The 18,115-nt window shown below is 61.4% G+C and carries 22 protein-coding genes and 1 pseudogene; 15 read left to right on the top strand and 8 right to left on the bottom strand.

All coding sequences use genetic code 11. The features are described from left to right. The first annotated feature begins 42 nt into the window (after positions 1–42). The 4 genes from AACY42_RS23345 to AACY42_RS23360 all read left to right on the top strand — a co-directional run bounded on the left by AACY42_RS23345 (position 43) and on the right by AACY42_RS23360 (position 4,398). Positions 43–1,179 (top strand): DSD1 family PLP-dependent enzyme, encoded by a 1,137-nt coding sequence (locus AACY42_RS23345; protein WP_339482617.1) that lies wholly within the window; start codon positions 43–45, stop codon positions 1,177–1,179. Further along, the gene (locus tag AACY42_RS23350; protein WP_339482619.1) at positions 1,169–1,567 is read left to right on the top strand and encodes a RidA family protein; all 399 of its coding nucleotides are present in this window, start codon (positions 1,169–1,171) and stop codon (positions 1,565–1,567) included. The genes AACY42_RS23345 and AACY42_RS23350 overlap by 11 nt, the downstream gene beginning before the upstream one ends. Continuing rightward, on the top strand, positions 1,564–2,745 hold the full coding sequence (locus AACY42_RS23355; RefSeq protein WP_339482620.1) for an NAD(P)/FAD-dependent oxidoreductase: 1,182 nt from the start codon (positions 1,564–1,566) through the stop codon (positions 2,743–2,745). The genes AACY42_RS23350 and AACY42_RS23355 overlap by 4 nt, the downstream gene beginning before the upstream one ends. 204 nt (positions 2,746–2,949) lie before the next feature. After that, the gene (locus AACY42_RS23360) at positions 2,950–4,398 is read left to right on the top strand and encodes an aldehyde dehydrogenase family protein (protein WP_339482621.1); all 1,449 of its coding nucleotides are present in this window, start codon (positions 2,950–2,952) and stop codon (positions 4,396–4,398) included. Positions 4,399–4,403: 5 nt separating this feature from the next. On the opposite strand, the gene AACY42_RS23365 is transcribed toward AACY42_RS23360, so the two are convergent. The 3 genes from AACY42_RS23365 to AACY42_RS23375 form a co-directional block, all read right to left on the bottom strand. Then, a complete protein-coding gene (locus AACY42_RS23365; RefSeq protein WP_339482622.1) occupies positions 4,404–4,796 on the bottom strand; it encodes a GFA family protein in 393 nt (130 codons plus the stop codon). Between the two features lie 74 nt (positions 4,797–4,870). Further along, positions 4,871–5,605: a CPBP family intramembrane glutamic endopeptidase gene (locus AACY42_RS23370; protein WP_339482623.1), complete on the bottom strand. Its 735-nt coding sequence runs from the start codon at positions 5,603–5,605 to the stop codon at positions 4,871–4,873. Further along, positions 5,602–6,531: a LysR family transcriptional regulator gene (locus AACY42_RS23375; protein WP_339482624.1), complete on the bottom strand. Its 930-nt coding sequence runs from the start codon at positions 6,529–6,531 to the stop codon at positions 5,602–5,604. Before AACY42_RS23375 ends, AACY42_RS23370 begins: the two co-directional genes overlap by 4 nt. A 132-nt stretch (positions 6,532–6,663) precedes the next feature. Here AACY42_RS23375 and AACY42_RS23380 point away from each other — a divergent pair, with 132 nt between their 5' ends. Then, positions 6,664–7,065, top strand: coding sequence for a RidA family protein (locus AACY42_RS23380; RefSeq protein ID WP_339482626.1), 402 nt, complete (start codon positions 6,664–6,666; stop codon positions 7,063–7,065). A gap of 118 nt (positions 7,066–7,183) precedes the next feature. On the opposite strand, the gene AACY42_RS23385 is transcribed toward AACY42_RS23380, so the two are convergent. Further along, positions 7,184–7,663 (bottom strand): VOC family protein, encoded by a 480-nt coding sequence (locus AACY42_RS23385; protein ID WP_339482627.1) that lies wholly within the window; start codon positions 7,661–7,663, stop codon positions 7,184–7,186. 162 nt (positions 7,664–7,825) lie between these two features. On the opposite strand from AACY42_RS23385, the gene AACY42_RS23390 reads away from it, so the two are divergent. Continuing rightward, the gene (locus tag AACY42_RS23390; protein ID WP_339482629.1) at positions 7,826–8,779 is read left to right on the top strand and encodes an endonuclease/exonuclease/phosphatase family protein; all 954 of its coding nucleotides are present in this window, start codon (positions 7,826–7,828) and stop codon (positions 8,777–8,779) included. A 6-nt stretch (positions 8,780–8,785) separates the two neighbouring features. Here the strand turns inward: AACY42_RS23390 and AACY42_RS23395 are convergent, their stop codons facing one another. Together AACY42_RS23395 and AACY42_RS23400 are read right to left on the bottom strand one after the other, a co-directional pair. After that, on the bottom strand, positions 8,786–9,022 hold the full coding sequence (locus AACY42_RS23395; RefSeq protein ID WP_339482630.1) for a hypothetical protein: 237 nt from the start codon (positions 9,020–9,022) through the stop codon (positions 8,786–8,788). Beyond that, positions 9,015–9,803 (bottom strand): MlaA family lipoprotein, encoded by a 789-nt coding sequence (locus tag AACY42_RS23400; RefSeq protein WP_339482631.1) that lies wholly within the window; start codon positions 9,801–9,803, stop codon positions 9,015–9,017. Before AACY42_RS23400 ends, AACY42_RS23395 begins: the two co-directional genes overlap by 8 nt. Here AACY42_RS23400 and AACY42_RS23405 point away from each other — a divergent pair. The 8 genes and pseudogenes from AACY42_RS23405 to AACY42_RS28815 all read left to right on the top strand — a co-directional run. Continuing rightward, positions 9,793–10,164: a hypothetical protein gene (locus AACY42_RS23405; RefSeq protein WP_339482632.1), complete on the top strand. Its 372-nt coding sequence runs from the start codon at positions 9,793–9,795 to the stop codon at positions 10,162–10,164. The two genes, AACY42_RS23400 and AACY42_RS23405, sit on opposite strands and share 11 nt — an antisense overlap. 42 nt (positions 10,165–10,206) lie before the next feature. After that, a complete protein-coding gene (locus AACY42_RS23410) occupies positions 10,207–10,917 on the top strand; it encodes a response regulator (protein WP_339482633.1) in 711 nt (236 codons plus the stop codon). Next, the gene (locus tag AACY42_RS23415) at positions 10,914–12,254 is read left to right on the top strand and encodes an ATP-binding protein (protein ID WP_339482634.1); all 1,341 of its coding nucleotides are present in this window, start codon (positions 10,914–10,916) and stop codon (positions 12,252–12,254) included. The genes AACY42_RS23410 and AACY42_RS23415 overlap by 4 nt, the downstream gene beginning before the upstream one ends. Positions 12,255–12,447: 193 nt before the next feature. Beyond that, positions 12,448–12,966 carry a glutathione-regulated potassium-efflux system oxidoreductase KefF gene (kefF, locus tag AACY42_RS23420; RefSeq protein ID WP_339482635.1) on the top strand — a complete coding sequence of 173 codons (519 nt, stop codon included), beginning with the start codon at positions 12,448–12,450 and terminating at the stop codon, positions 12,964–12,966. 1 nt (position 12,967) lies between these two features. Further along, positions 12,968–14,794 (top strand): glutathione-regulated potassium-efflux system protein KefC, encoded by a 1,827-nt coding sequence (kefC, locus tag AACY42_RS23425; RefSeq protein ID WP_339482636.1) that lies wholly within the window; start codon positions 12,968–12,970, stop codon positions 14,792–14,794. A 105-nt stretch (positions 14,795–14,899) separates the two neighbouring features. Next, positions 14,900–15,115, top strand: a complete 216-nt coding sequence (locus AACY42_RS23430) for a hypothetical protein (RefSeq protein WP_339482637.1) — start codon at positions 14,900–14,902, stop codon at positions 15,113–15,115. 74 nt (positions 15,116–15,189) lie between these two features. After that, positions 15,190–15,570: a RidA family protein gene (locus AACY42_RS23435; protein ID WP_339482638.1), complete on the top strand. Its 381-nt coding sequence runs from the start codon at positions 15,190–15,192 to the stop codon at positions 15,568–15,570. Positions 15,571–15,609: 39 nt separating this feature from the next. Continuing rightward, positions 15,610–15,839, top strand: a pseudogene (locus AACY42_RS28815) (hypothetical protein); the annotation flags it as partial. A 75-nt stretch (positions 15,840–15,914) separates the two neighbouring features. Here the strand turns inward: AACY42_RS28815 and AACY42_RS23440 are convergent. Further along, the gene (locus AACY42_RS23440) at positions 15,915–16,250 is read right to left on the bottom strand and encodes a hypothetical protein (protein WP_339482639.1); all 336 of its coding nucleotides are present in this window, start codon (positions 16,248–16,250) and stop codon (positions 15,915–15,917) included. A gap of 248 nt (positions 16,251–16,498) precedes the next feature. Here AACY42_RS23440 and AACY42_RS23445 point away from each other — a divergent pair, with 248 nt between their 5' ends. Further along, positions 16,499–16,849, top strand: a complete 351-nt coding sequence (locus tag AACY42_RS23445; protein WP_339482640.1) for a polysaccharide lyase family 7 protein — start codon at positions 16,499–16,501, stop codon at positions 16,847–16,849. Here AACY42_RS23445 and AACY42_RS23450 read toward each other — a convergent pair. Beyond that, positions 16,827–18,059, bottom strand: coding sequence for a nucleoside permease (locus AACY42_RS23450; protein ID WP_339482642.1), 1,233 nt, complete (start codon positions 18,057–18,059; stop codon positions 16,827–16,829). The two genes, AACY42_RS23445 and AACY42_RS23450, sit on opposite strands and share 23 nt — an antisense overlap. Positions 18,060–18,115 lie beyond the last annotated feature (56 nt).

The raw sequence follows: 18,115 nt of genomic DNA on the forward strand, positions 1-18,115 counted from the left end.
CTGAGTAGAGTCGAGCCTGTCTTTCACCCACGAGCCTCGTTCATGCCAGTCTCAATTGCCTCCCTCGATACCCCGGTTGCGCTCATCGATGTGCCGCGAATGCAGCGCAATATCCAGCGCATGCAACACCGCATGGACGCCTTGGGCGTGCGTTTGCGCCCGCACATCAAGACCAGCAAATGCCTGCCGGTGGTTCAGGCGCAGCTTGCAGCAGGCGCCAGCGCCATCACCGTGTCGACCCTCAAGGAAGCCGAGCATTGCTTCGCCGCCGGCATCCACGACATCTTTTATGCCGTGTCCATGGCGCCCGGCAAACTGGCCCAGGCCCTGACGCTGCGGCGCAAGGGCTGTCGATTGAGCCTCTTGACCGACAGCCTGGCGGCGACGCAGGCCATCGTCGATTTCGGCAGGCAGCACGACGAACGCTTCGAAGTCTGGATCGAAATCGATTGCGATGGCCATCGGTCCGGCGTGCGCGTTGAAGACGATGCACTTGTCGATATCGCCCGGCAACTCAGCGAAGGCGGCATGCAGCTTTGCGGCGTCATGACCCACGCCGGGTCCAGCTACGAACTCGACACACCCCAAGCGCTGCAAGTCTTGGCCGAACAAGAACGCCACCTCTGCGTCAGCGCCGCCCAACGCATCCGAGCAGCCGGGCTGGCCTGCCCCGAGGTCAGCATCGGCTCCACCCCCACGGCACTTTCGGCACAAAGCCTGGAAGGCGTCACTGAAGTGCGCGCCGGCGTCTATGTGTTCTTTGACCTGGTGATGCACAACATCGGTGTTTGCCAGGCGGATGAGCTGGCCCTGAGCGTACTGACCACCGTGATCGGCCATCAGCCGGACAAAGGCTGGATCATCACCGATGCCGGCTGGATGGCCATGAGTCGTGATCGGGGTACGCAGCGCCAGCAGCGGGATTTCGGCTATGGGCAAGTGTGCAGCGAAGCCGGCGACTGGATCGAGGGCGCCCTGCTCACCGGCGCCAACCAGGAGCACGGCATCGTCACCCTTTCCAGTCCCGGTGCCGTCGATATCACCGAGCGTTTTCCCATCGGCGGTCGCCTGCGCATCCTGCCCAACCACGCCTGCGCCACCGGTGCGCAATTCCCTGATTACCGCGCCTGCGATGCCTCGGGCGCGGTGCACACCTGGAGCCGTCTGCATGGCTGGTGAAATCGAGTTGATTCACACGACCCAGGCAGCCGCTGCGGGCGGACATTACGCTCAAGCGGTCTTGCACCAGGGCATCTTGTACGTGTCCGGACAACTGCCGGTACGCGCCGATGGCAGCCACAGCGTCGACCAACCGTTCGAAGTGCAAGCCGCCATCGCCCTGGACAACCTGATGGCGATTCTCGGCGCGGCAGGCCGCAGCCCCAGCGACCTGTTGAAAGTGACGGTCTATGTCACCGGCATCGAACACTGGCCGGCTTTCGACCGGATCTACGCCCGCTACGTGGGCCCACACCGGCCTGCGCGCGCGGTGGTGCCCGTCCCGGCGCTGCACCATGGGTACCTGATCGAAATCGAAGCGCTGGCAGGAAGTGAGAGAACATCATGAAGGCACAAAAAAGCGACGTCCTGATTATCGGCGGCGGCATCATGGGGTCGGCGTCGGCGTTTTTCCTGCGCCAGCGTGGGCACTCGGTGACCCTGCTGGAACGCGACCTGATCGGCCAATACGCCAGTGGGGTGAATTTCGGCAACGTGCGCCGCCAAGGGCGATTCCTCGGCCAACTGGAACTGTCCAATCGCTCGTACGGATTGTGGAAACGGCTCCCCGAGTTGATCGGCGATGACCTGGAGTTCATCCCCAGCGGCCATATGCGCGTCTGTTATCGCGAGGACGAAATCGCCGAGCTTGAAGCCTACGCCGCCGCCCCCGAAGCCCGTGAGCTGGACTTGCAGATCATCACCGGCAAGGCGTTGCACGCACGTTTCCCGTTCCTCGGCGCGCAGGTCAAGGGCGGCTCGTACGCCCCTCACGACGGCCACGCCAACCCGCGCCTGGCAGCCCCGGCATTTGCCCGCGCGGCGACACGGGCCGGGGCCAGCATCCGCGAGCGTACGGAAGTCGCCGACGTGCAAAAGGTGAATGACCAATTCCACGTGACCACCACCGACGGCCAGCTATTCATTGCAGAGCAACTGCTGATCACGGCGGGCGCGTGGGGGGCGAAGCTGTCCGAGCAATTCGACGAAGCGGTGCCGTTGGAAGCCAATGGCCCGCAGATGTCGGTCACCGAGCCGGTGCCCTATGCCTTGCCGACCGTAATCGGCGTGTTCACCAAGATAAAGGAAGAGGTGATTTATTTCCGGCAAATCCCCCGAGGCAACCTCATCATCGGCGGCGGCAACCGCTGCAAACCGGACATGATCAACCGCCGCGCCTATTTCAAGCCCGAAAGCCTGCTCAACCAGATGCAGCAGATGAGCCGCCTGCTGCCCGGGGTGGCGAACCTCAACATCATCCGGGTGTGGAGCGGCATCGAAAGCTATACGCCAGACTCGCTGCCGATCATGGGCCCAAGCGGCAAGGTCAAGGGATTGTTCTATGCCTTTGGGTTCTGCGGGCATGGCTTCCAGCTCGGCCCGGGCGTCGGCGACGTCATGGCCGAGCTGATCAGTACCGGCAGCACCCGCACCCTGATCAGCCCTTTTGATATTCGCAGGTTTACCGAACCGACCGCCCTGACCATGCCTCAGATGAGCACGCCTGGCACCGGCAGGCTCATTTGACGCAAGCGACTGGGCGCCCTTTTTGCCCCGGACGGATGCTGCCACTTTTTTCGCCAAGTTAACCCGGCAGATACAGCAGATTGTTCTTTGCCAGGCTTGAGAACGGCATATCCCATCCGGGCCGCTTTGTTAGTTTATCGAGAAGAAAACGGCCTCAGGATCTGTCGCCGGCAACGCTATCACCGCTCTATGGGAGCCCGTTGGATGACCACCCCCTTTTTGAACACCCCGCCCACGTCCCAGCAGTTCTATATCAATGGTGACTGGCAGTCTGCGGCGTACCCGGCCACGCTGCCGGTGATCAACCCCGCTACCGAGCAAGTCATTGCCGAGGTCGCCCGAGGGTCCGGCGAAGACGTTGACCGCGCCGTCGCGGCGGCTCGCGCAGCATTTCCTGGCTGGTCTTCGATTCCGGTGGATACCCGCGTGGCGATCCTGGGAAAGATCCATGCACTGATCCTTGAACGCAAAGAAGAACTGGCCCAGGCGCTCTCGCTGGAAATGGGCGCGGCCATCGGCTTCGCACGGGCCATGCAAGTGCCGCTGGCCGCCGAACACGTTCGGGTGGCCCGCGATGTGCTGTCCACTTACAGCTTCCAGAAGATCGAGCATGGCACGGCCATTCAGCGCGAACCCATTGGCGTCTGCGGCCTCATCACGCCGTGGAACTGGCCGCTGTATCAAATCACCGCCAAAGTCGCCCCGGCGATTGCCGCCGGTTGCACGGTGGTGTTGAAACCCAGCGAACTGTCGCCCCTGAGCGCCCTTCTCTTCGCACAATTGGTGCATGACGCTGGCCTGCCTGCCGGCGTCTTCAACCTGGTGAACGGCAGCGGTGCCGAGGTCGGCGCGGCCATGGCGGCGCATCCCGACATCGACCTGATCTCCATCACCGGCTCGAACCGCGCCGGCGCACTGGTGGCCCAGGCCGCCGCCCCGACGGTCAAGCGCGTGACGCAAGAGTTGGGCGGCAAGTCGCCGAACGTGCTGTTGCCCGACGCCGACTTCGCCAAGGCCGTGCCACCGGGCGTGATGTCGGCATTTCGCAACGTCGGCCAATCGTGCAGCGCACCGACCCGAATGATCGTGCCAAGGAACCGCCTGGCGGAAGTCGAGGCATTGGCTGCCGCCACCGCCAACGCGATCATCGTGGGCGATCCGCAATTGGAAGCAACCGTACTCGGCCCCATCGCCAACGAAGCCCAGTTCAATCGCGTGCAGGCCATGATCGAAGTCGGCTTGCATGAGGGTGCCAAGCTTGTCTGCGGTGGCCCAGGACGCCCGGCGGGTCTCGAACAAGGCTTCTACACCCGCCCGACGGTTTTCTCGCAGGTCGACAGCGCCATGCGCATCGCCCAGGAAGAAATCTTCGGCCCGGTGCTGTGCATCATTGCCTATGACACGGTGGATGAAGCCGTCGCCATCGCCAACGACACCGTCTATGGGCTGGGCGCGCATGTCCAGGGGCAGGACCTTGATCTTGCGCGCGCCGTCGCGTCGCGTATCCGCGCAGGGCAAGTGCTGTTGAACTACCCGGCGTGGAACCCGATGGCACCCTTCGGTGGCTACAAGCGCTCAGGCAATGGCCGTGAGTATGGGGTTCACGGGTTTGAGGAGTATCTGGAGATCAAGGTGATTGTCGGGTTTGAATGACCGCCCTACTCCTCGGTCCGCCCGGTGCCCTCGCGATCGTGCGCGTAATGTCGAGTGAACGGAAACGCCGGCAGCCAGGCCTCACGGCGCACGGTCCAGCTTTCGTAGGTGGGCATCAGTTGATCGGGGGCGTCCAGCGTCCCAAGGTGCACTTCTATTTCCTCACCCGAGCGGGCGAACAGCGACGAGCCGCAGCGGGGGCAGAAAAAGCGCCCGGCGTAATCCCGTGTTTCACCTTCGATCGTCACGGCATCCTGGGGAAACACGGCGGCAGCGTAGAAGAGCGCGCCGTGATGCTTGCGACAATCGAGGCAGTGACAGAGGCCAACCCGATACGGACGGCCCGAGGCTTGGATACGAACGTTGCCGCACAGGCAACCGCCGGTGAATCGGTCCATGGTGGGGCTCCTCTGTCGTTGAGCGGTCGAGATACAACCTTCGACCGCTTCTACCTGTTTCTGGTTTAACTCATTCAACCCACCATCGGCACCGCAATCAGCAATATCGCCGTCCCATGGGTAGCGGTCGATGCCACGACGCCGTAACGCATACAAATGAGCCCGCAGGCCAGGCCCTCTATCAGCGTAAACAGCAACACGGGCCAACCGAGTTGGGTAACGCTCAAGGCGAGAAAAGCATGCAACGCAGAAAACGCCACGGCACTGATCAGTGCTGCTCGCAGGGCGCTGACATGCAGTTCGAGGTAACCCTGCAAGAAGCCACGAAACAGCACTTCTTCCAGCGCGTTAGCGCCATAGGCCAGCACCGCCATGCCGAGTAGCCAGGGCCAATAACCTGGAATCACCGTTTCAGCCCCTTGATAAAGCCGCAACGGCAAACCGATCAGGCAGCCCACGGCGATGCCCAGGACCAGGCCAGCCAGTCGATTGCCTTTGAATAGCACCACCAGTTGCCACAAGTCTGGCAACTGGCGCGCGCTCAACGCGACCAACAACAGCGACGAAACACCCAACATCACCAGCACGAACGGGTTGGCCAGAAAACCAATCTGCAGATCGCCGTTCAAGGACCACATGTGCAAGGGCGTCATGGCGTCGCGCATCAACACGAATGCCAATAGCACAATCACGATACGCAACGCTGTCTGGGTCTTGGGCGTCAACGCGAACCAGAGGCCGAAGAGCGCCAGGCCCGGCAGCAGATACAGGGTGTAGTCCAGCAGTACAACGAGTCCTTCGGCGATCATTGCGCTCTTCCCTTGGCGTCAACCGGCGCATGCTGTGCCATCAGTTCCACGACCCAATCGATGAACACCCGCAACTTGGCGCTGATGTGCCGGTTCGGGGGATAGGCCACATACAGCGGCATCGGCTCGAGGTGCCAGTCTTCGAACAGCGGCACCAACGCGCCCTTCGCTTCATGAGGCCTGGACATGTACCTGGGCAGCCAGAGCACGCCCAACCCTGCCAAACCTGCCGCGAGGTAGGCGTTGCCGTCGTCAATGGCCAGTGCGTAGCGTCCTTTGACGTGAAGCAGCTCACCGTCACGGCGCATGGCGTAGGGTAAGGATTTGCCGGTGCGTGCCCACAGGAAACCCACGGTGCGATGGTGCGAATTTTCCAGTTCTCGCGGATGCGCGGGCAGGCCGAACCGTGCCAGGTAACTCGGCGCGGCAAAGACGCCAAGGGCCAGGTCACCGACGCGTCGGGCGATCAGCGACTGATCCCTCAACTCACCGCCGCGCACCACGCAATCGACGTTTTCATCGAGCATGTCGACGATGCGATCGCTGACGCCCATGTCGATCTGGATGTCTGGGTATCGCGCGTAGAACGCCGGCAAGGCCGGTATCAGGATCATCGCGGCCAGCGGACTCGGCACGTCCACCCGCAGGCGCCCGCGAGGTAACGCTTGGGCGCCGGACACGCTGGTCTCGGCATCGTCCATGTCGGCCAGCAGCCGGATCACCCGCTCGTAATAAGCCGCGCCGTCGGCGGTGACGTTGACCTTGCGCGTGGTGCGGTTGAGCAGTTTGACCCGCAACCGTGCTTCGAGCTGCTGCACCAGTTGGGTCACGGTGGTCTTGCTCATGTGCAGGGTTTGCGCCGCCTTGGTGAAGCTGCCCGCCTCCACGACTCGAACGAACGCTTGCATCGCATCAAAACGATCCATTTGTGCCTCGGGTATCGATCCGATTGTTTGGATTTTACAAACAGTGATCGCCAAGGTTGCTCGTTTATCGCCCGGACACAAGCCCCTAGAGTGAGTTCATCGTTTGGAACCCACTCTTTGATGGAGGTATTGATGACACAGCGCGATGTGGTTTTCCCGCCCGGACGCCAGGCACTTTATGAGCGTAATCGTTATTCGCCGGCGATTCGTTCCAACGGTTTTCTGTTCGTCTCGGGACAGGTTGGCAGCACTGAAGCAGGTTCGCCGGAGCCGGACCTGGAGGCTCAGGTTCGGCTGGCGTTCAACAACCTGAAGGCGATACTCGCCGCGGCCGATTGCAGCTTTGATAATGTGGTGGACGTCACGGTGTTCCTGGTCGATCCCGAATCGATCTTCGAACGGGTCTGGAGCGTCGTGCCCGAGTTCTGGGGCAGCGCGCCGCACCCGACACTGACAGCGGTGGGCGTGACGTGGCTGTATGGGTTTCAGTTCGAGATCAAGGTGATTGCCCGGTTGCCTGAAACCACCTTATAGGTCAGCTTGCATCAATGTTGGCTGTGCCGGCGCCATCGCGAGCAAGCTCGCTCCCACAGAGACTGTGCAGATCGAGAATTCGAAGTCACCACCAACCAATGTGGGAGCGATTAACCGGCTAGCCTTTCACCGCTGCTTCAATCGCGGCGATGTCGATCTTGGTCATCGTCATCATGGCCTCGAAGGCACGCTTGGCGGCGGCTTTGTCGGGACTGGCGATCGCTTCAAGCAACACACGAGGGCTGATCTGCCACGACAATCCCCACTTGTCCTTGCACCAGCCGCAGGCGCTCGCCTGGCCGTCGTTGTCGATGATCGCGTTCCACAAGCGGTCCGTTTCGGCCTGATCATCGGTTGCAATCTGAAATGAAAAAGCCTCGTTGTGCTTGAACACCGGCCCGCCGTTGAGGCCGACGCAAGGGATGCCGATCACCGTGAACTCCACGGTGATCACATCGCCCTGCTTGCCGGAAGGATAATCACCCGGGGCATGATGGATGGCGTTCACCGCACTGTCGGGAAAGGTTTTTGCGTAGAATTCTGCCGCTTCCTGGGCGGTGCCGTCGTACCAGAGGCATATCCTGTTTTTATTGTTCATGCCGGTTCTCCAAAAAGGACTGGACGATAAAGTCTAGCAGCCAGCCCCAAAACTGGAAAAACCTGCCAACCGGTCGAGCCGAAGCGCTTTTCCAGGGCCTTGCCCGCCACCGCACTACCTTGATCTATACTGCTGCGGCGCAGCATTCATGGAGCGGACGCCGTGGCCAAGTGCAAAATCCTGATCTGGAATACCCAGCACCTGAACAACCAAGCAGGCGGCAAGATGAGCGATGCCTACCAGGAAAAACTGGCCACGCTCAAACAGGTCCTGCAACAGGACAACCCGGACATCGTCGCCCTGTTTGAAGTGGGCAGCACCGGCAATCCCAACGATCGACTGGTCAATGACTTGAGCCAGCAATACATCCTCAAGTCATCCCTCGACCAGGACGGTGGCGCGCGCAAAAGCACCACGCTGGGTTCCATGGTGTTTGTGCGCACCGACAGGGTCAACGAGTTCAGGGAACGCTACAGTTGGCCGCTGGGCCCGGAAGCCAGGCGCGCCACGTTGCTACTGACCGACGATGTAGGCAACACATTCGCCTTCTGCCATGCCAATGCCTCAAGAAACGCCTGGCCGCAGATACTGGGGGACATGCAGGAACTCGGTTCTATCCATGAAGGCGACTTTCAACGCCTGGTATTTTTCGGCGGCGACCTCAACACCCCCTATAGCTCGGCCCCCAAGACAATCTCCGCTTACCGTGGCGCAACCAGGATGAACGCGGTGTTCCCCGAAGGCAGCGGCTTCACGCACGTCACCATCCGTTCCACCGAAACCCAGGCCAGAAAGGAATACAAGAAGCTGGACGAGGTGAGTCGCTCCTATACACCTATCGACCAATACGTCTCGAGCCTGCTAGGCAGTGACCTGGGCTACGGTAATTTCGCCATCCCCTCACAGTTGGACTACGCCTACGTCCATGAAGGCGTCGTGGCGCGTGGATACTGCGAAGCCGCGGTGCAAATCAAGAAGTCCTTGGTGCATGATCGCCAGCTGATTCGCAATGCCGATGGACTCAAAGTGCAGGGGCACGATGAAGTGCTGCGTATTTTTCGGGGACAGGTGTTGCGCAGCGATCATTACCCGGTGCTCTACGACCTGCACTACTGAATCCGGCTAGGCACTCCCCTGCTCTGCGTTATCGACCAACCAGCGAATCATGCTCGCCAGCGGCACCCGGTAATGCCGCACCGAACACTCGCTGGCCTTCTCGTGGCAGTACAACTCGATATAGCGACTGAGCAGCGCATGACGGCCGTCCTCGGTCAACCGCAGTTCAAGTTCACGGCAATGCAACTCATCCTGGCCGAGCTGTTTTATTCGCCGTTGCAAGACCAGCGTCTGGTTATTCATCAGCAGCGGCTCCATCCTGGCATTGCGGGTCTTCCTGCACTACCGCCCCCGACTTACCTTGCGCGACAAAATCGGCACGCCGCTGCGCCGTTGCATCGCGTAGCGCCGCGTAGTAATCCGCTTGGGCCCGCAACTCGTCTGTCAGTGGCAATGCCTCGGCACGGCCATCGACAACGCCGCCGACGGTGTTGATCGTACCCAGGGTGTCGACGGTGCTGCTGTTGTCGCCGAACGGATCGACGGCAAAACTCAGCACTTTGCCCGTCGCGTCCCGTAGGTTGGCGCTGCCCAGTAGCGGCAGTTCCACGATGGGGCCGGGGGCAACATTCCAGACGCCGAAGGTCTGGCCGAAATCGGCCTCGTGACGCTCGATGCCCAGCTTGCCCGACACGTCGATCAGCCCGACGATGCCTGCCGTGGTGTTGATGACGAAACGCCCCAGTGTGTTGACCGAGCGTTGTGCATTGCCTTGCAGCAGGTCGTTGATGAACACCTTGGGCTCGCCGAAGTTCGCCACGAAGTTGTGGACGCCGGCCTGGAACATCTCCGGCAGTTTGAGGTAACCACGGGCAACGGGGGCCAGCGCGTAGTCATCCACGGTTCGGTTGAAGGCGAAGATGCCGCGGTTGACGGGCTCTGCGGGATCATGAACGGTATAGGTCGCGCTTTCACACGCCCCCGGCGTTGCTGCCGGTGTGCTGGAGCAACCGCTGGCGAGTGCCGCCAATACAACCACGACGGTGGAGCGAACGAACAGCGGAGCGGGCTTGGTGATCGGCATACAGGGTTATCTCGGCGAGGAATGGGAGGCTTGCTGCCTATGCCGATCACAAGCCAAACACCCAATTCCTGGGGCGAGGGAGCAAGCTCGCGCTGGGTCTGTAGGCGCTGACGAGCGAAGCGAGGCTGCGATCTTTCCACGGCCAATTGAGTCTGGAGCGAAAGATCAAAAGATCGCAGGCTTCGCCAGCGCCTACAGAGCCCAGCACATCCCTTTGCCACAGAAGCAGCGTTGGCGTGTGGTTGAACTGACCGACATCAAGGCCATCCTGCCGCCGTTTTTTTGCCCGCAGATTTCCAGAACATTGCCCGCTGGCAACTTTATTGCCGGATTGAAATATATGACGCAGCCCCTGGATTGACCCTAGTATCGCCTCCTGTATTCATTACCCTGCGTGCCCACCGTGAGCCATTTATTACTGGTGGACGATGACCTCGAAGTCCTCGCCCTCTTGCGCAAGTTCCTCGAACAACATGGCTACAGCGTGGACGTGGTCGCCGATGGCAACGCCTTGTGGCAGGCGGTGGAGCGTCGGGTGCCGGACCTCATCATCCTCGACGTCATGCTGCCGGGCGACAACGGCCTGGTGCTCTGCCAACGACTGCGGGCCGAGCACACCGTCGGCATCATCATGCTCACCGCCATGGGCGAATTGAGTGACCGCGTCGTCGGCCTGGAGCTGGGCGCGGACGATTACCTGACCAAGCCCTTCGACGCCCGCGAGCTGTTGGCCCGGGTGCGTGCCGTGCTGCGGCGCACTGGCGAAGCCCGAGGCACATTGAGCGACTCATCGCGACCGATCCTGGAGTTCGAAAACTGGCAACTGGACGTCACCCGGCGCGAACTGCGCTCACCAGACAAGGTCATGATCCCGCTGTCGGCCGGAGAGTTCGAACTGCTACTGGTGTTTGCCGAACACCCGCGCCGGGTGCTGACCCGCCAGCAGTTGCTGGACCTGGCACGCGGCGAAACCTTCGAGGCGTTCGACCGCAGCATCGATGTCCAGGTCAGCCGCCTGCGGCGCAAGTTGGAGACCGACGTCACCGGCGCATCGATGATCCGCACCGTGCGCAACAGCGGCTACCTCTTCAGCCCCCACGTGGTGAAGCGATGAAGCGCCCGGGCACCCATCACCCACGGGACACGGTGGCGCGCTGGATCGCCCTGACCACCCTGATCGCCATGCTCACGTTGCTGGCCCTGAACGCGCTGTTCAGCCAACTGGCTGATGCCTGGGCCCGCCCGCCCCTGATGGAAATCGGCCTGATTGAAAAGGTAGCCGCCATCACACGCATCATCGACTCGGCAGCACCCGAACAGCGGCCCACCATTGCCAGGACGGCCAGTGACCAGACCTTCAACACGCAATGGCTCCAACACCATGAAGATGCCAAGCTGCCGGTGATCGACGACCCCGAATACAACGATGGCGCACTGCGGTTGCGCCAACAGTTGGGCCGGCCCGATGCGAGGATCGAGGGCTATGAGCCAAGCGATTGGCACGCCGGCCAGCCCGGCGCACGCTACGCCGCGATGATCGAGTTGACCGACCACTCGTGGGTCGTGTTTTCCCTGCCTGCGCGCAGTTGGGGACTGGAGGAATGGGAGCGCAGCCTGATCATGCTGGCGCTGATCCTAGTGTCGACGATTATCGTCGCACTGATCGCCACCCGGCACCTGGCCGCCCCGCTGGAGCGTTTTGCCGAAGGCGCCCGGCGCTTTGGCGTCGACCACCAGGCGCCACCGATTCCGGTCATCGGCCCCCATGAAATCCGCCAGGCGATCCTCGCCTTCAATGCCATGCAGGCCCAGCTCAAGCACTTTTTGCAGGATCGCACGCAGATGCTCGCCGCCATCTCCCATGACTTGCGCGCGCCGTTGACCCGCATGCGCCTGCGCGGGGAGTTCATCGAGGATGCCGAGCAGCAGTCGCGCTTGTTCAGGGACGTGGACGAAATGCAGGCGATGGTCAACTCGGCCCTGGAGTTCTTCCGCGACGATGCCCGGCTGGAACATGCCACAGCGTTCGACCTGGCCGAGCTGCTGCACACCATCGTCGATGACCTCAAGGACGCCGGCACCGAGGTCGCGCTCGAAGGTACCCAGCACTTGGTTTATGTCGGTCGTCCCATCGGTATCAAACGTGCCTTGGTCAACCTGATCGACAACGCGATCAAATATGGCGGCGCGCCAACTGTTCGCCTTGAAGCCAACGCCAATCGTGTGGACATTCGCATTCTGGATCGCGGACCGGGCATCGCCGCGCAATACCTTGAGCAGGTCTTCACGCCGTTCTTTCGCATCGAAGGCTCGCGCAACAAACACACCGGCGGTGTCGGGCTGGGCCTGTCTGCGGCCCGGGCGACGGTGCTGGAGCATGGCGGCACGCTGACCCTGAGGAATCGACACAGTGGCGGGTTGGAGGCCAAGGTCTCGCTACCGCTTGACTGAAGTGACCGATGTATCGATCCGCGCTAAACAATCAGTGCCTTCCTCGGTAGGATGTCCGGCTTTTCCGGCCTCGACCCTGTCCTGCGCAAGGCGCTCTTGTTTATATCGCTCGGCAGCTCCTACAGCGCCCCCTAGCGGGAGCAAGCTTGCTCGACAGACAAGAATCGACGGAGCCAAACCAAGGAATTCACCGATGATTCTTATCATTTACGCGCACCCCTACCCCGACCAGTCGCAGGTCAACCAGCAGATGCTCAAGCGAGTGTCGAACAACCCGGACGTGGTCGTACGTTCGCTCTATGAGCTTTACCCCAACTTCGATATCGACGTCGAGGCGGAACAGCGGGCGGTGGAACAAGCAGAGCTTGTCGTTCTCCAGCACCCGATGTACTGGTACAGCACCCCGCCCCTGCTGAAACTGTGGATCGATAAGGTGTTCACCCACGGCTGGGCCTACGGTAAAGACGCCGCCCTCAAAGGCAAGCGCTTGCTGTGGGCCGTCACCACCGGTGGCGATCACGCGCATTTTGCGATCGGCGACTACCCCGATTTTTCGGCGCTGGCCCAACCTCTCCACGCCACGGCCATTTACTGCGGCATGCGCTGGCTCGAGCCGGTGGTCGTGCATGGCGCCTACGCCGCCGACCCTGACGCCCAACACGCACACATCGAACACTATAGCGCTCGCCTGGCCGCCTGGAAGGAAGATTGAGATGGAGACGCACAGCCTGATTGAAATGCTGATCTACCTGGCCTCGGCGACACTGATCGTACCGATTGCCGTTCGGTTTGGCCTAGGCCCGGTGCTGGGCTATCTGCTGGCTGGGTGCATCATCGGCCCGTGGGGGCTGAAGCTGATTACCGATGTAAAGGCCATTCTGGAGTTCGCTGAAATCGGCGTGGTGCTGATGCTGTTCATTATCGGTCTCGAGCTCGACCCCAAGCGGCTCTGGGCCCTGCGCAAAATGGTGTTTGGTGGCGGCGCCTTGCAGATGCTCGCCTGTGGTGCCGCCATTGCATTGTTCTGCACCGCCCTTGGCCTGAACTGGACGGCAGCGCTGCTGGTCGGCCTGACCCTGAGCCTGTCCTCCACGGCCATCGCCATGCAGGCCATGAGCGAACGCAACCTGACCGCCACCGCCGTCGGCCGCAGCAGTTTTGCGGTGCTGCTGTTCCAGGACATCGCCGCCATTCCGCTGGTGGCGATGATTCCCTTGTTGTCGGCCCACGGCGACACACCTTCGGGCACGGCGTTGTTGCTATCGACTGGCAAAATTGTCGCCGCCATCGCCATCGTCGTGCTGTTGGGGCGCTACGTGACGCGACCGCTGCTGCGCTTCGCGGCACGCTCAGGCTTGCGGGAGATTTTCAGTGCCGTGGCGCTTTTCTTGGTGTTCGGCTTCGGCTTTGTGCTGGAAGAAGCCGGTTTGTCGATGGCCATGGGCGCGTTCCTCGCCGGGGTGCTGCTGGCCAGCTCCGAATACCGCCATGCGCTGGAAAGCGACATTGAACCGTTCAAAGGCCTGCTGTTGGGCCTGTTCTTCATCGGTGTCGGCATGTCGATCGATTTCGGCACGCTGATCAACGCACCGCTGAAAGTCATCACCCTGACCCTGGGTTTTATCCTGATCAAGCTGCTGGTGATCAAGGTGGCGGGCCGGTTTCTCAACGTCCCCGCCAGCCAACGTTCCTGGCAAGCGGTGTTGCTGGGCCAGGGCAGCGAATTCGCCTTCGTGGTGTTTGGCGCGGCGACGGTGGCCGGCATCTTGACCGACCCATGGGGCAAGAGCCTGACCCTCGCAGTCGCCCTGTCCATGTGCCTGACGCCCTTGCTGATCGTGTTGCTGGATCGGTTCGAGTCCGTCGCCAAGAAAAACAAACGCGAATCCGACCTGGTCGACCAGCAGAATCCACGGGTGATCATCGCCGGGTTCGGGCGTTTCGGGCAGATCGCCGGACGTCTGTTGATGTCTTGCGGCGTCGAGGTGGTGGTATTGGATCACGACCCTGACAACATCGAGACGCTGCGCAAGTTCGGCGTGAAAGTCTTTTATGGCGATGCCACGCGCCTCGATCTGCTGCACGCAGCCGGCGCGGCCCAAGCGGTGGTGCTGATCAATGCGATCGACGATCGGGAAGACAACCTGGCACTGACCCGGCTGGCCCAAGAGCACTTCCCCGCATTGCAGTTGATCGTGCGCGCGCGGGACATGGGGCACCTCATCACCCTTCGGCAGATGGGCGTGGAGGCGGCTGAGCGGGAAACCTTCGAGAGTGCGCTGTCATTGGGTCGCAGTGCGCTGGAGCACATGGGCGTGGGGGCTTACCAAGCGCGCGAGCGAGCAGACCAGTTCCGCCGGCTGAATCTCAAGATGCTGGAGGAAATCGTCGCCCAGCCGGAAGATGACCTCAAGTTCCGCCACGATGCCTACCGCCGTGCCAATGCGCTGCTCACGGACATGTTCAACGAAGACCGTGCCCGCCCCGTCGAGAACTGGCAGGAACACCATCGCAACGAAACGGAAAAGACGGCCGGTTGAGCGGCGTCATCCACGCCCAAATTTGCACCGGTACGCGGTCGGCCCAGCCTGCAACGCGATATAGCGGGCCTCGAACAGTGCCCGCCCTCTTCTGCGCTTGGCGGCATGCAGCAGATCGGCGAAGGCGAACAGGCCGGCGGGCATGCAGCCGGGAAACAGGAACGCCTCATGAACATCCAGCAGATCCTTAACGCCCGCATCGCGCGCTCGTCGACCCGATGCTGGCAGGCAAGGGCCGACGCTGCCCTGCATGGCACCACGACGCTTGAGGCCTACATCCAGGCGCGGGTGCAAAACAACGGGCTGGGAGCGCACGGATAAAGGAATGCAGGAACGCCGCAGCAATGGACGGTAAACTGCGGCGGTCCTTTTTCTTTTCCAGCATGAGGCTTTGCATGAGCAACCCAGACATTACGTTTATTCCAGATCCGGATGCGGACTCCATTTCCTCCGACGTCGCCGGTTTCGGTGGCTTGCTGGTTTCCACGCAAATCCCCACCCATGCCGACGGCAGCCTGGAACTGGGTGACATCACCCTGCAGAGCGAATGCACACTGCAAGCACTCAAGATCGCCCTGGAGGGCGCCGGCAGCTCCATGGACCGGGTCCTGCACCTGACCATCTACCTGACCGACATGGCTGACCGCGCCGCCTTCAACGAAGTCTACAAACGCTTCTTCGCCACACCCTGGCCGGTTCGCGCCGCCGTGGGCGTGGCGGCGCTGGCGGTCGAGGGGATGCGGGTGGAAGTGACGGCGATGGCGGCGAAGGGCTGAACGGGCCCACCCCAAACAGGCCTGTGTTTATCCCAGCCTCAGCGAATCACGTCCGAGCCGGTGGGCCTGAGCCCGGTGTTGATGGCTGCGGCCAACAGTTCCGGCGGGGTCATTGGTGGTGCTGGCGGTTCTGGTGGGCGGGTGACGTTGCAGCATATGTGGCGCCGTTAAGTCACTGGGTGGCGGGAGGACGTAGATCGAATGCGTCCTGTAGGCGCTACCGAAGGCGGCAATCTTTTGATTTGATCTTTCGCTTGAGACTCGATTGAACTCGCAAAGATCGCAGCCTCGCTTCGCTCGGCAGCCCCTACCATGTCCCCATCAAGCAGGGGCGAGCTGGGTTTTTACTGAACGTTCTTCAGCTTGACCACATCACCGGATACCGAGGTGGTGTAGCCGGTCAGGACCCAGGCCCAGAACCAGTTTTCCTGGACTTGGGTGTTGATCATGGCGTCGCCGCCCTTGGCCTTGATCGCCGCGTCCTGGGCACGCACGAAACGGTTGTTCTGACGAATCGGGATCACGCCGAACAACAGCAGGCCGGTGGCCTTGGCTTCACTGTGGCCGACAACGGTGTATTGGCTGCTGTCGTATTGCTGGGTTTTCATCGGGGTGCCGGTGCAACCCGCCAGGGCCAGGCCGAACACTGCGCAGGCGACAACTTTGCTGATGTAGTTCATTGAATACTCCATAAGAAAATGCCCGAGATCCGTCTCTCGGGCGGCGCGTACTCTAACCGATCATCAGCAAATTGACATGATCCCCGCGCAATCCGCAAAACGCCTGTCAGGCCCACCCCAGAGCCATCCGTCAGATGTCTCTCCAGCGGAACAATTCCCTGTCGATAAGCTGAAAACAGCGCCATGGACGGCTCGCGCGCGCCCCCGGCTGAGTGCGTCCGAGCGCCAGCCTGCCAGAGCTTGTAACCATGATCGACCTGACCGTCTGGAACATCACGCTTCCTATACAGACACCCGCCTTGACCGTTGCAACCAAGGCCGTTCCAACGCTGCGCAACCAGTACTTCACCAACACCGGTGACAAGATCGTGTTCTGGGTGCCGGTGACCGGTTCTCATACCGGCAAACGCGAGTACCCACGCTCCGAGCTGCGGGAAACCTCGAAAGACGGCAAGTGGCGCAACTGGCGTTACAACAGCGGCGTCAACACCCTGGACAACGTCGGCGATTCCAACGAAGGCGGACACCAAGCTGGACGTCAGCCATCAATGACTGACGCCCAGCCTCTCTTGTGCTTCAGGCCTTTGATGGCGCGCTAACCACCTGCCGACCGCTGAAGGAAAACAGGAAACAGGCGAACACCACCAACGCGAAACCGGCCGGGAACAGCCAGATGCTTTTCCAATCGTGGCCGCCCTCCAGGACAAAGTGATCGGTCACCTGCCCCGCCACCCAGAAGCCGATCAGCATGCCCACACCGTAGGTCGCCAGGGTAATCAGGCCCTGGGCCGAACTGCGCAAATGCTTCGGCGCCTTGGCATCGGTGTAGATCTGCCCCGAGACAAAAAAGAAGTCGTAACAGATACCGTGCAGGGCAATGCCGGTGAACAGCATGAACGCCAGGTCGCCGTTATTGCCGTAGGCGAACAACAGGTAGCGCAACGCCCACGCCAACATGCCCACCAGCAGCGCCAGCTTGATGCCGAAGCGTTGGATAAACAGCGGCAACAGCAGCATGAACAACACTTCCGATACCTGCCCGATGGCCATCTTTGCCGTCGGGTTGGTCATGCCGGTTTCGGCCAGGAACGGGTTGGCATTCTGGTAATAAAAGGCCAGGGGAATGCAGATCAGGATCGAGGCGATGAAGAACACCAGGTAGCTGCGGTCCTTCAACAGACCCAATGCATCCAAGCCCAACAGCTGCTTGATGCCGCCACCGCTGGCCTGCTCTTTGAGCGGCGCCGTGACCGGTAGCGTGAAGCTGTAGAGCCCCAATACCAGGGAAGCAACGGCCGCCATCAGGAACGTATTGCGCAAACCGCCTGCCGAGATCGCCTCACGCGAATCCCAGGCGAACACGAAACTGATCACCACGCCCGCGACAATCCAGCCAATGGTGCCCCACACACGAATGCGCGAGAACTCCAGCGCCGGGTCGCGCATTTGCCGGAACGCCACGGAATTGACCAGGGCCAACGTCGGCATGTAGACCACCATGTACGCCAGCACGTACGGATGGAACACGCTGAAGTCCGCCGCCGAATACAGCTGATACAGCAACACCGCGCCCAGCAGGTGCAACACCGCCAGGATCCGTTCGGCATTGAAGTAGCGATCGGCGATCAGGCCGATGACAAACGGCGCAATGATCGCCCCCCATGACTGAGTGGAAAACGCCATGCCGATCTGCCCGCCGTCGGCGCCCAGCGTGCTGGAGAGAAACGTCCCCAGGGTGACGAACCAGCCACCCCAGATAAAGAACTGCAGGAACATCATCACGCTGAGGCGTGCGTTCATCGGGGTCATGACAGTCACCGTTTTATTGTTGTTCTTGTGAAGAAAAAGCTGCACCGCATTTGTTA

Source organism: Pseudomonas sp. RL_5y_Pfl2_73 (assembly GCF_963970515.1).
Lineage (GTDB): Bacteria > Pseudomonadota > Gammaproteobacteria > Pseudomonadales > Pseudomonadaceae > Aquipseudomonas.

What these genes read in the sequence shown, in the direction of transcription:
- AACY42_RS23345 (WP_339482617.1), top strand. Translation starts at nt 43, where the DNA reads ATGCCAGTCTCAATTGCCTCCCTCGATACCCCGGTTGCGCTCATCGAT.
- AACY42_RS23350 (WP_339482619.1), top strand. Translation starts at nt 1,169, where the DNA reads ATGGCTGGTGAAATCGAGTTGATTCACACGACCCAGGCAGCCGCTGCG.
- AACY42_RS23355 (WP_339482620.1), top strand. Translation starts at nt 1,564, where the DNA reads ATGAAGGCACAAAAAAGCGACGTCCTGATTATCGGCGGCGGCATCATG.
- AACY42_RS23360 (WP_339482621.1), top strand. Translation starts at nt 2,950, where the DNA reads ATGACCACCCCCTTTTTGAACACCCCGCCCACGTCCCAGCAGTTCTAT.
- AACY42_RS23365 (WP_339482622.1), bottom strand. Translation starts at nt 4,796, where the DNA reads ATGGACCGATTCACCGGCGGTTGCCTGTGCGGCAACGTTCGTATCCAA.
- AACY42_RS23370 (WP_339482623.1), bottom strand. Translation starts at nt 5,605, where the DNA reads ATGATCGCCGAAGGACTCGTTGTACTGCTGGACTACACCCTGTATCTG.
- AACY42_RS23375 (WP_339482624.1), bottom strand. Translation starts at nt 6,531, where the DNA reads ATGGATCGTTTTGATGCGATGCAAGCGTTCGTTCGAGTCGTGGAGGCG.
- AACY42_RS23380 (WP_339482626.1), top strand. Translation starts at nt 6,664, where the DNA reads ATGACACAGCGCGATGTGGTTTTCCCGCCCGGACGCCAGGCACTTTAT.
- AACY42_RS23385 (WP_339482627.1), bottom strand. Translation starts at nt 7,663, where the DNA reads ATGAACAATAAAAACAGGATATGCCTCTGGTACGACGGCACCGCCCAG.
- AACY42_RS23395 (WP_339482630.1), bottom strand. Translation starts at nt 9,022, where the DNA reads ATGAATAACCAGACGCTGGTCTTGCAACGGCGAATAAAACAGCTCGGC.
- AACY42_RS23400 (WP_339482631.1), bottom strand. Translation starts at nt 9,803, where the DNA reads ATGCCGATCACCAAGCCCGCTCCGCTGTTCGTTCGCTCCACCGTCGTG.
- AACY42_RS23415 (WP_339482634.1), top strand. Translation starts at nt 10,914, where the DNA reads ATGAAGCGCCCGGGCACCCATCACCCACGGGACACGGTGGCGCGCTGG.
- kefF (WP_339482635.1), top strand. Translation starts at nt 12,448, where the DNA reads ATGATTCTTATCATTTACGCGCACCCCTACCCCGACCAGTCGCAGGTC.
- kefC (WP_339482636.1), top strand. Translation starts at nt 12,968, where the DNA reads ATGGAGACGCACAGCCTGATTGAAATGCTGATCTACCTGGCCTCGGCG.
- AACY42_RS23430 (WP_339482637.1), top strand. Translation starts at nt 14,900, where the DNA reads ATGCAGCAGATCGGCGAAGGCGAACAGGCCGGCGGGCATGCAGCCGGG.
- AACY42_RS23435 (WP_339482638.1), top strand. Translation starts at nt 15,190, where the DNA reads ATGAGCAACCCAGACATTACGTTTATTCCAGATCCGGATGCGGACTCC.
- AACY42_RS23440 (WP_339482639.1), bottom strand. Translation starts at nt 16,250, where the DNA reads ATGAACTACATCAGCAAAGTTGTCGCCTGCGCAGTGTTCGGCCTGGCC.
- AACY42_RS23445 (WP_339482640.1), top strand. Translation starts at nt 16,499, where the DNA reads ATGATCGACCTGACCGTCTGGAACATCACGCTTCCTATACAGACACCC.
- AACY42_RS23450 (WP_339482642.1), bottom strand. Translation starts at nt 18,059, where the DNA reads ATGACCCCGATGAACGCACGCCTCAGCGTGATGATGTTCCTGCAGTTC.